The organism is Testudinibacter sp. 'clade 2', assembly GCF_006227735.1.
Classification (GTDB): domain Bacteria; phylum Pseudomonadota; class Gammaproteobacteria; order Enterobacterales; family Pasteurellaceae; genus Chelonobacter.
Genome location: NZ_VDHB01000174.1, coordinates 1 through 11,378, shown reverse-complemented (window position 1 = coordinate 11,378; position 11,378 = coordinate 1). Strand labels below are relative to the sequence as shown.

General features: G+C 45.6%; 8 protein-coding genes. 7 read left to right on the top strand and 1 reads right to left on the bottom strand.

Going from position 1 to position 11,378, the window contains the following annotated elements:
* Both FHQ30_RS11925 and FHQ30_RS11920 read left to right on the top strand, forming a co-directional pair.
* The coding region (locus FHQ30_RS11925) for a beta strand repeat-containing protein (RefSeq protein WP_176552670.1) at positions 1-4,949 on the top strand (4,949 nt) is incomplete at its 5' end.
* A 64-nt stretch (positions 4,950-5,013) separates the two neighbouring features.
* Positions 5,014-5,760: an OmpA family protein gene (locus FHQ30_RS11920; protein WP_139611941.1), complete on the top strand. Its 747-nt coding sequence runs from the start codon at positions 5,014-5,016 to the stop codon at positions 5,758-5,760.
* A gap of 52 nt (positions 5,761-5,812) precedes the next feature.
* On the opposite strand, the gene FHQ30_RS11915 is transcribed toward FHQ30_RS11920, so the two are convergent.
* Positions 5,813-7,021: a glycosyltransferase gene (locus FHQ30_RS11915; protein WP_139615092.1), complete on the bottom strand. Its 1,209-nt coding sequence runs from the start codon at positions 7,019-7,021 to the stop codon at positions 5,813-5,815.
* A gap of 247 nt (positions 7,022-7,268) precedes the next feature.
* Here FHQ30_RS11915 and mltG point away from each other — a divergent pair, with 247 nt between their 5' ends.
* The 5 genes from mltG to FHQ30_RS11890 are packed head-to-tail and all read left to right on the top strand — an operon-like array spanning position 7,269 to position 11,315.
* Positions 7,269-8,321, top strand: coding sequence for an endolytic transglycosylase MltG (gene mltG, locus FHQ30_RS11910; RefSeq protein WP_139612249.1), 1,053 nt, complete (start codon positions 7,269-7,271; stop codon positions 8,319-8,321).
* Positions 8,311-8,964, top strand: coding sequence for a dTMP kinase (tmk, locus tag FHQ30_RS11905; RefSeq protein ID WP_139612245.1), 654 nt, complete (start codon positions 8,311-8,313; stop codon positions 8,962-8,964). The genes mltG and tmk overlap by 11 nt, the downstream gene beginning before the upstream one ends.
* A gap of 2 nt (positions 8,965-8,966) precedes the next feature.
* Complete coding sequence (gene holB / locus FHQ30_RS11900) at positions 8,967-9,962, top strand: DNA polymerase III subunit delta' (RefSeq protein WP_139612246.1); 996 nt, start codon at positions 8,967-8,969, stop codon at positions 9,960-9,962.
* Positions 9,963-10,769: a YchF/TatD family DNA exonuclease gene (locus FHQ30_RS11895; protein ID WP_139612247.1), complete on the top strand. Its 807-nt coding sequence runs from the start codon at positions 9,963-9,965 to the stop codon at positions 10,767-10,769. It begins immediately after the preceding gene.
* 3 nt (positions 10,770-10,772) lie between these two features.
* Positions 10,773-11,315, top strand: coding sequence for a DUF1523 family protein (locus FHQ30_RS11890; RefSeq protein WP_139612248.1), 543 nt, complete (start codon positions 10,773-10,775; stop codon positions 11,313-11,315).
* The last annotated feature ends 63 nt before the right edge of the window (positions 11,316-11,378 follow it).

Below are 11,378 nucleotides of genomic sequence, written 5' to 3'. Positions count from 1 at the left end.
TGGCTGCCGGTACCAATGTCAGCTCAGTAACAACAGCAACAGGGGCAAACGATCAAACGATTTACACCGTCAATGCCGATGGCGCCAGCGTTTCTGCGGCAAATGAAAGTGCGGTCAGTGTGGTTAAAGCGGAGAAAGATAGCACCACCAATATCACTGATTATGCACTGGATTTAACCCAAGCGACCAAAGATGACATTCAAAAAGGAGTTGATGCTAAAGAGACCGTTGACAGTAAAGGCTTAACTTTTAGCGGCGACAATGGCAGCACGGATGAAAAACTGCTGGGTAGCAAAGTGGCAATCAATGGTGATGATAATATTACGACGACGGCAACCGCAGACAGTGTGAAAATTGGATTAAACAAAAATTTGACGGTTGACAGCGTTGTTGCAGGCAATACCACGATCAATACTGACGGTATCACCATCACTGGCGGAACAAATAATGTCAGCTTGACTAATACCGGATTAAACAACGGCGGCAATAGCATTACCAATGTCGCCAGTGGCGGCAATGTGGACAGCAATGCCGCCAATATCGGTGATGTAAAAACCGCAGCAGCGGCAGCGAAAAGCGAAGTGAAAGCGGGTACCAATGTGGTTTCTGTGGACGAAAGCAAAGGTGCTGATAACCAAACTGTTTACACTGTTAATGCCAAAGGCACCACGGCTTCAGCCGGTTCAAGTGCAGTCACGGTAGAGCCTGGTGCGTCGGATGTGAATAACGTCACTGACTATAAAGTGGATTTGTCAGAGGCGAGCAAAGCTAGTTTAGCTAAAGCCGATACTGCACTTCAAACTGTGGTAACACAAATTGATGGTGCTGAAGTGAAAACGCTGACGAAAGACAGTAATAACGCCAACTTTGTAACCGGTGACAATATTGAGCTAACAGCTGACAACGGTGGCATTAAAATTGCGACGGCGAAAGAAGTGGCTTTTGATAAGGTCAGCGTTGGTAGCACGGTGATCAACGGCGATGGATTAAGCATTAACAATGGTCCGAGTATCACTTCGAGTGGTATTGATGTGGCGGGTAATAAAATCAGTAATGTTGCTGCGGGTGAAAATGACACCGATGCGGTAAATATGAGTCAGCTCAACCAAGTAGCAGCCAACCAGAAAGTCGCGAAAGTGATTGCGGGCAATAATACCAAAGTGACAGCTGAAGTGGATGACAACACCACGACTTATACCGTCAATGCGGAAAAAGCAACGGTAACGGGTTCAACAGCGATTGTGGCGACAGCCAGCGACAAAGGCAATGATGTCACCGATTATGCGCTGGATTTAACCCAAGCGACCAAAGATGACATTCAAAAAGGAGTTGATGCTAAAGAGACCGTTGACAGTAAAGGCTTAACCTTTACCGGCGACAGTGGCAGCAGCGATGAAAAACTGTTAGGTAGCCAAGTTGCGGTCAATGGCGATGAAAACATCACTACAACCGCTGATAAAAATGGCGTAAAAGTGGCGTTGAACAAAGACCTAACAGGGCTGAACAGTGTCAGTGCGAATACGGTCAATGCCGGTTCTGTGGTAGTAGGTGACGCAAATAACAGCACAACCTTAACCGGCACGGCAAACGGTTTGGATGTCGGTGGAGATAAAATCACGAATGTAGCAGCCGGAGATGTCAACGAAAACTCAACTGACGCGGTGAACGGCAGCCAATTGCATACGACTAATACAAATGTTGCTAACAACACTAAAAATATTGCACAGAATACAGCAGAAATCGAAAAAGGGATTAACTTTGGCGATGGTGCGACAAGCACGCAATATCAGTTAGGAGATACCATTAATGTTAAAGGAGACAGCAATGTCACGAGCACTACAACAGCAGATGGGGTGCAGTTAGCGTTAGCCAAAAATATTAATTTAGATAGTGTTACCACCGGTAATACGTTGCTCAATGACGCTGGCATAACAATCAATGGTGGTGCGAATAGTCCGGTTAGTTTAACCAATAACGGGTTAAATAACGGCGGCAACCAGATAACCAATGTCGCCAGTGGCGGCGATGTGGACAGCAATGCCGCCAATATCGGTGATGTAAAAACCGCAGCCGCTGCAGCGAAAAGTGAAGTGGCTGCCGGTACCAATGTCAGCTCAGTAACAACAGCAACAGGGGCAAACGATCAAACGATTTACACCGTCAATGCCGATGGCGCCAGCGTTTCTGCGGCAAATGAAAGTGCGGTCAGTGTGGTTAAAGCGGAGAAAGATAGCACCACCAATATCACTGATTATGCACTGGATTTAACCCAAACCACCAAAGATAACATTCAAAAAGGGGTCGATGCGAAAAGTGCGGTTGACAGTAAAGGCTTAACTTTTAGTGGCGACAATGGCAGCACGGATGAAAAACTGCTGGGTAGCAAAGTGGCAATCAATGGTGATGATAATATTACGACGACAGCAACCGCAGACAGTGTGAAAATCGCATTAAACAAAAATTTGACGGTTGACAGCGTTGTTGCAGGCAATACCACGATCAATACTGACGGTATCACCATCACCGGTGGAGCAAATAATGTCAGCTTGACTAACAGCGGATTAAACAACGGCGGTAACGCCATCACCAACGTGGCAGCCGGTATTAACGATAGCGATGCAGTTAATGTTGCACAGTTAAAGGAAGTTAGAACGACTGCGGCGGCTCACAGCACGGTCGTGGCTGGTGATAATGTCACTGTGACGACGGATACTAATGCTGATGGTGGTGTGGAATACAATGTCGCAGTGCCGAATGCAGTAGTCTATGATAATGATGCACACGACAGCATTACACTGGGTGGCACTTCGGCGAGTGAGCCGGTGAACTTGACGAATGTTAAAGCAGGTGAACTGAATGCAACTTCAACCGATGCGGTTAATGGTAGTCAGTTGCATGCGACTAACCAAAATGTCGCGGCTAACAGTGCTAATATTGCGCAGAACACCGCAGATATTGCGACCAATGCAGCGAATATTGTCAAAGGGATCAACTTTGGTGATGGCAGCAGCAGTAATAATTTTGCCTTGGGCGCTACCATTAATGTTAAAGGTGACAATAACATCATTAGCACTACAACAGCAGATGGCGTTCAGTTAGGATTAGCGAATAATGTCACGATTGGCACTGCTAAACCGGTGACCATCAACGGTGATAGCGGCACTATCGGCGGCTTAAGCAACACCAGTTGGAATGCGGATAACATCACCAGCGGTCAGGCGGCGACAGAAGATCAGCTTAAAGCAGTCAGCAACATCGCCAACCAAGGCTTCAATTTGACCAGCAGTGCTTCTGACGGTGAAGTGTCAGGTAGCAGTGTCGAACAAGTTGCACCGGGCGAAACCGTGACGATAGATGCCGGTAAAAATATTGCCGTGACTCAAAACGGCAATCAAATCAGTATTGCTACACTGAATAATCTGACTGTGGACAGCGTTGTTGCAGGCAACAGTGTGCTAAACAATACTGGGCTAACTATCAACGATGGCACTAACGGCACAGTCAGCTTAACCAACGCCGGATTAAACAATGGCGGCAATGCCATCACCAACGTGGCAGCCGGTGTTAACGACAGCGATGCGGTTAATGTTGCGCAGTTAAATGATGTGAAGAAAGCAGCGGCGGCTGCGGCAACGGAAATAACACAAGGGGATAATATTGTTGTTACCGAAAGTAAAGGTAAGGACGGACAGACCATCTACAATGTGGCAACAGCCAAAGACCTGAATATTGACAGTGTGACTGCCGGCGATACTGTGTTGAATCAAAATGGCGTAGCCGTATCAGACAAAGTCGCACTAAGCAAAGACGGTTTGCGCGTGGGTGATGTCAGTATTAGTACGACCGGCATTAATGCTGGCGGTAATAAGATCAGTGGTGTTGCAGAGGGTGATATTTCGGCAACCAGCACGGACGCAGTCAATGGCAGCCAGCTGTATAAGATCCAACAGCAGGCTCAGGCGCAGAGTTCAGTTGTTGCCGGTGATAATATTGAAGTGACAACGGCTACCAATGCCAATGGCGGCGTGGAATATAGCGTGGCTACGGCAAAAGTCGTCAGTTTTGATAAAACGACAGTTGGCACGGTGGTAACTGATTCAAGCACCAATAAAATCAGTGGGCTGGCTAACGGAAACATCTCGGCGACCAGTAGTGATGCTGTAAACGGTAGCCAATTATACAACAACACTAAAGCAGTGGCGGCTACGTTAGGTGGTGGTTCAGCTGTCGATGTAAACGGCAATATTACTGCACCGACTTATACTGTAACCGACGGAAATCCATCCAGTGGCAATAGTGTGACGGTGCATACTGTCGGAGCCGCAATCAGTAATTTAACTGCCGGAGTACAAAAACCGTTAACCTTTGAAACTGATAGTGGCAGCTATGTTGCTAGACTGGGTAGTACTATTGGGATTAAAGGTGATGGTAATAACATCTCTACTTCAGCTGATAGCAATGGCAATATCACGGTGAAAATGAGCGATACCCCTAATTTCACCAGTATTAAAACAGGCAACACAACAGTAGGCAACAACGGTGTGACTGTTACTGGCGGAGATAACGGTACGGTTTCGTTGACATCTAACGGCTTGAATAATGGTGGTAACCGAATCACTAACGTCGCGCCGGGAGTGGAGGGCACCGATGCGGTGAATGTGAACCAGTTAAGTGCGGTTAACAATACTATCAATAATCGTATCAACAAAGTTGACAATCGTGCTAGTGCAGGTACGGCTTCTGCGATGGCAGCAGCGGGCTTGCCACAGGCTTATTTGCCGGGACACTCAATGGTTGCTGTTGCTGGCGGTACTCATCGTGGTGAAAATGCGATGGCGTTAGGGGTTTCCCGTATCAGTGATAACGGCAAGGTTATTGTGAAACTGACGGGAGCCACCAATAGCGAGAAAGATACCAGTGCCAGTATCGGTGTTGGTTATCAGTGGTAATAAATCTTAACCGCACTTTGGACAACGTGGTGCAAAGTGCGGTCAACAAAAAGGAAATGGTGAGATGAAATTAAAGTTAGTGAAGTATGCGCTACCACTGGCCGTTGCAGTCGCATTAGCGGGCTGTCGTTTGAGCGATGTTAAATCCGATGGCACGACTGATCAACCGGTGTGGCCGAAAGTGGAAGATGCCGGTGTGAATTTCAGCGGTTCGCAGTATGGGATTTGGCCGAACTGGGATAACGTGCGCATGATCGAAAAAGGCATGAACAAAGATCAGCTGTATTATCTGATCGGCAGACCGCACTTTAGCGAAGGTTTATTCGCCGTGCGTGAATGGGATTATGTGTTCAACTACCGCCAAAACGGTGAACATAAAATTTGTCAATTTAAAGTATTATTTGACAAAGAGATGAACGCCCAATCGTTTTTCTGGAAACCAACCGGCTGTAACAATCAGTATGAACTGTCCGGTGATTTCTTGTTTGATTTTAATTCAGCAACTTTGAGTGCCAAAGGCAAATCAGTGATTGATGAGGTGGCGCGTGGGTTAACTGAAAGTGGTAGTAAAAGCGTGACTGTGGACGGCTATACCGATCGCTTAGGTTCCGACAGCTACAATCAAGCATTGTCGCAACAACGTGCCGATGCGGTGAAAGCCTATTTGGTTTCGAAAGGCTTTGCAGCTGATCAAGTGACAGCGGTTGGGCGTGGTAAAGCTGATCAGGTAGTAGCTTGCGAAACAGAACAAGGGCAAGCATTGCGCGACTGCCTGCGTCCAAACCGCCGTGTGGTGATCTCGGCTAACTAAGTTTTGCTGCTATGAATAAGCCGTGTCAATCTATATTGGCACGGCTTTTTAGTCACAGTGATTTTAAATATTCAATTATTTCTGTGGCAGTTACGTTATTTTTAGGTGATAGATCAGCGGTTAATTTATCCAATAATTTATTTATTTCTGATACTGAATCTTGAGCCGCCTGCTGCTGATAAAATTTTAAATTATTAATTGTAATATCTCTGATATGCGGCTCAGGATGAGAAAATAAGATTTTTTTACAACATTGATAGCCTAATTGGAAATCATTAACATAATAAGCACTGATAGATAGCTCAAAATCAATCCAAAAATCATGGATGGATTTTTTAACAAATAAAATATCATTTTTGGGGAAAGGAATATTTTTAGCAATTATCCCAAGTTGATAAGCTAATTTACACTTTCCTTGAATTCGTAATAATCGAACGGCATTATACAAGCACTCTATCCGATTCGAATTATAATCATAACCGGCAAGCCAATAATAAATAGCGGATTTATTATCATTCAAGTGTTCATAACAGATTCCCAAGGATTCATAGGCGCAGGTGACCTCTTCAATCCAACCGCCTAATTCAATTCGTTTTAGATACCATTCGCTCGCTTGCTGGTAATGTTCTGCATCTCGATAAGATTGAGCACAATAAAAAGCATAACGGGGGTTTAAATCCTCATCTTCATTTTGCTGATATGCCGCTTCGAGCAGTTTGGCATCTTTCAAATATTTCTCCGGATCTTGGCTGCGATGTCCAAAGCGTCCGGATACAATGTGATAGTCGCCTGAAATTAGTGCTTTTGAGGGATTTTTTTGTTTGGATTGCAAAAATTCATGCAATACACTGCGCCAAAAAAATTGACCATTATTTTTGATTAATAATGGGCGTTGGTATTCTGTGCCTTGGTTTGACATTAAAAAATAATAGCTGTCTTCGATTAAATTCGGCAGTTTAAATGAGCCGTTGAAACGATCGTCGGCATCAAAGATAAAAATATAATCTGATTTTCCTTGGCACAAATTCAGTGCTAAATTTCGATTGTGTGAAAAATTCAGCCAATCATGTCGGTGAATTTCACCTTTAATCTTTTTTTCAGCAAAAAAATCGGTAATCAATTTAATCGTATTATCACTAGAGCCGGTATCTGCAATCACCCAATAATCGATGTTAATATGTTGGATAATATTATGTAGGGTATCTTGAATAATATTTTCTTCATTTTTAACGATCATATTTAAACATATTGTCTGTTGCATGATTTCCCTCTATTTTATCTAATCTTTTGTATAGACCAAGCATATAATAAGTGACAGAGTTATTTTGACTGAACTATGTTAATCCGTAAAGCCTTTAAATTTGAAATTATAACAAAGATCAACAGATCCTAGTAATTGGACAATAACTTAGAACGCAATCTGCCGAAAAATTACGTGGTCAGATTGCTATCACCAAACGCAGTTTCCTGCTAAACTAGCGGCGTATTTATTTGAAGAATTGTGAATGATGAAAAAATTGATTTATTGCTTTTTGGGATTGAGTTTACTGATGTTTATTGCGGTTGCCGCTGCGGGTTATTGGGGCTATCGGCAAATCGAAAACCTGGCGCAGCAACCGATCACGGCGCAAGCTGATCAATTGTTGACGATTGAACGCGGCACCACCGGTAAAAAATTGGGCGAGTTTTTACAGCAACAAGGTTTGCTTAAAGACGCCACGTTTTTCCCGTTTTTATTGCGTTTTCAGCCGGAGCTGAGTGCGGTCAAAGCCGGCACCTATTCGTTGAATGGCGTAACCAATGTGACCGAGCTGTTGCAGTTGTTGAACAGCGGCAAAGAGGCACAGTTTGGCATTCGCTTCGGTGATGGCGAAACATTCAAGCAGATCCGTCAGACGTTGGCGGCAGCACCGCACTTGCAGTTGCAATTGGGCGAGAAATCCGAAGCGCAGGTGTTTGATTTGTTAGGTTTGGCACCGGTAGAAGGGCAAACCCTGAAAAATTTGGAGGGGTGGATCTATCCCGATACTTACCATTATACGGTTAATGCCACTGATGTGGGCTTGCTGCAACGAGCGATTCAGCGCACTCAGCAGGCGCTGGACAAGGCGTGGCAACAACGGGATAAGGATTTGCCGCTGAAAAATCCGTATGAAATGTTGATCTTGGCGTCGATTGTGGAGAAGGAAACCGCACTGGCGTCTGAACGGCCGCAAGTAGCGGCGGTGTTTATTAACCGTTTGAAACGCGGTATGCGCTTGCAGACCGATCCGACCGTGATTTACGGCATGGGTGATAATTATCAAGGCAATATCCGGCGCAAAGATTTGGACGAGAAAACCGCCTATAATACTTATCAAATCGACGGCTTGCCGCCGACGCCGATTGCGATGCCGAATGAAGCTTCTTTGCAGGCGGTGGCGCATCCTGCTGATACAACCGCACTTTACTTCGTGGCGGACGGCAGCGGCGGGCATAAATTCAGCAACAGTCTGGCGGAACATAACCAAGCAGTGCAGCAATATCTAAAATGGCTGCGTTCGCAAAAAAATGGAAATTAAGATGCAAAAGTGCGGTAAATTTATTGTGCTCGAAGGCTTAGAAGGTGCCGGTAAAACCACCGCTCGTGAGGCGGTGCTGAAGGCATTGCAGGCGAATGGTATTTCGCAAGTTGAATTTACCCGTGAGCCGGGCGGCACACCATTGGCGGAGAAATTGCGTGAGCTGATTAAATTCGGCGACGGCAATGAGGTGATCAGCGATAAAGCGGAATTATTGATGTTGTATGCGGCACGGATTCAATTGGTTGATAACGTGATTCGTCCGGCATTACGAACCGGAAAATGGGTGTTGGGCGATCGGCATGACATGTCGTCGCAAGCCTACCAAGGCGGCGGGCGCCAAATTGACCGCACTTTGCTGGCAACGTTGCGTGATACCGTGCTGGGCGATTTCAAACCCGATCTGACGCTGTATCTGGATATCGATCCCGAACTGGGGTTAAGTCGTGCCAGAAGTCGTGGCGAGCTGGATCGGATCGAACAGCTGCAACTGGATTTTTTCCAGCGCACCCGAACACGTTATTTAGAATTAGTTGCGACTGATCCGAATGCGGTACTGATTGATGCGTCGCAATCGATGGCACAAGTCGCTGCCGATGTGCAAAGTGCGGTTTGCGCTTGGCTGGTCAAACAGGATAACTAACCATGTACCCTTGGTTTGCGCCACTGTTTCAGCAATTAGACGCAGCTTTTGCTGCCGGTCACGGGCATCATGCGTTGTTGTTTAAAAGTGAACCGGGATTGGGCAGTGAAACCTTACTGAATGCGATCGCTAAAGGATTGCTATGTCAGACAGCGCCGGGATTGCAAGCTTGCGGGCATTGTCAGCACTGCCAACTATTCGACAGTGGCAATCACCCGGATTTACATCGCTTGCTGTTGCAGGACGGGAAAAATATCGGTATCGATCAAGTGCGCGAGTTAATCGCTAATTTACAGCAGTATGCTCGTCAAGACGGCAACAAAGTGGTGTATCTGCCGACGATCGAGCTGTTGAGTGAAGCTGCGGCGAATGCGTTGTTGAAAACACTGGAAGAACCAACCGATCAAACCTATTTTGTGTTGTTAGCCGATATTACGGCACCGCTGATGCCGACGATTTACAGTCGTTGCCAAGTCCAAACCCTGATTGCACCGTCGGTGCCATTGGCGACAACATGGTTACAACAACAATTTTCTGCAGCGGACGAAGAGATTGCCACCGCACTTCGGGTGAATTATAACCGCCCGTTAGCGGCGTTGAATGCGTTGCAACGGGGCTGGTTACCGCTGCGAAAACAGTTTTTGCGCCAATTTTGGTTGTTTTACCAAAATCGCCAACTGGAACCGTTTTTACAGCAGTTTGCCTTTAAAGATGAAATATTGCTGCAACGTCAACTGAATTGGCTGTCGGCATTTTTTAGCGATAGCCTGAAGTGTAAATTGCAGATCAAACAGGGTTGGATCAACCACGATATTGCCAACGGCATTGAGCAATTTAGCCAAGGTTTATCGCAGACCGCACTTTTGCAGGGGAACCAGCTGGTTTCACAATTGCGACAGGATTTTGCACAAATCAATGCCGTTAACCAAGAGTTGATCGTGTTGGATTGTTTAAGCAAATTAATTAGTGATGTTTTTGAAAAACAGATTGAGGTATAAGTGTTTATTGTCGATTCCCATTGTCATTTAGACAGTTTGGATTATGAAAAATTACATAAAAACATGGACGAGGTGGTGGATAAAGCCAAAGCGCGTGATGTGCAGCACTTGCTGTCGATCAGCACCACCTTGAGCGGTTTTGAACGGCTACAGACCGCACTTTCGCATCGTCACGAGGTGTCGCTCTCTTGTGGCGTGCACCCGTTAAATGTGGAAGATGAAGATTTTGATGCTGAAAAAATGCAGCGCTTAGCGCAAGATCCAAAGGTGGTCGCGATCGGCGAGTGCGGTTTGGATTATTATTACAGCGTCGAAAACAAAGCAAAACAGCAAGTGATTTTCAGCCAACAAATTGAGATCGCCAAGCAACTGAACAAACCGTTGATTATTCACACGCGTGCAGCAAGAGAAGATACGATGGCGTTGCTGCAACAGGGGCAAGCGCAGCAGTGCGGTGGCGTGTTACACTGTTTCACTGAAAATCAATGGATGGCGGATCAGGCGCTGGAACTGGGGTTCTATATTTCGGTTTCCGGCATTATTACGTTTCGCAACGCACAAGAGATTCGTGATGTGATCCAAACCGTACCGCTCGATCGACTGTTGGTGGAAACCGATTCGCCGTATTTAGCGCCGGTGCCATACCGTGGCAAACAGAATCAGCCGGCGTATGTGCGCGAAGTGTGCGAATATCTGGCAGTACTAAAAGGGGTAAGTGCGGTAGAATTGGCACAGATTACCACACAAAATTTTGAACGTTTGTTTAATGTCAGTGTGTTGACAGATTCATCATTAACCGAGGGATAAGGTATGGCTAAACTCAGTTTTCGCAGTGTGACTAAACTCTTTTTTATTGCAGTCACTTTATTGATCCATGTTGTCTTGTTTGCGACAGTCAATTTTTATTTTCCGCACTACGATGTAGCGCATATCACTGGGGTGGAGGTGAAGCGAGTCGATAAAGACGGCCCAATCACCAAAGCCAATCCGGCAGATGGCCCGACTCGCGATGTGTACTACATTTATACCCAGAATCCGCAAAATGATAAAGTGATGGTCTATCGTAATGAAGATACCCGCTGGGGTTTCCCGTTCTATTTTAAATTTAACTCAGCTGATTTACAGGCAAGAGCACAAAGTTTTGCGGTCGACAAAAAGAGTGTGCAGGTTAAATATTACGGTTGGCGCTTGGTGATGTTTGATGAGTTCCGCAATATGACATCAATGAAAGAGGTCGAGCAAAATGCGACGCCTGCTTGGCCAATCGCCAGCTATGTGCTGTATTTCTTATTGTTGATCACCCTTTTCCTATCGATTCAGTTTATTCGTGGTTGGTTTGATAGTGAAGAGTAGTAGTCACTAAATATATTTAATAATCAGGCAGCTCATTAGCTGCCCCAGATTATTGACAAAGAT

Bases quoted from the DNA above. Each gene is read 5' to 3' on its own strand.
- mltG (WP_139612249.1), top strand. From the start codon at position 7,269: ATGAAAAAATTGATTTATTGCTTTTTGGGATTGAGTTTACTGATGTTT.
- FHQ30_RS11915 (WP_139615092.1), bottom strand. From the start codon at position 7,021: ATGCAACAGACAATATGTTTAAATATGATCGTTAAAAATGAAGAAAAT.
- FHQ30_RS11920 (WP_139611941.1), top strand. From the start codon at position 5,014: ATGAAATTAAAGTTAGTGAAGTATGCGCTACCACTGGCCGTTGCAGTC.
- holB (WP_139612246.1), top strand. From the start codon at position 8,967: ATGTACCCTTGGTTTGCGCCACTGTTTCAGCAATTAGACGCAGCTTTT.
- tmk (WP_139612245.1), top strand. From the start codon at position 8,311: ATGGAAATTAAGATGCAAAAGTGCGGTAAATTTATTGTGCTCGAAGGC.
- FHQ30_RS11890 (WP_139612248.1), top strand. From the start codon at position 10,773: ATGGCTAAACTCAGTTTTCGCAGTGTGACTAAACTCTTTTTTATTGCA.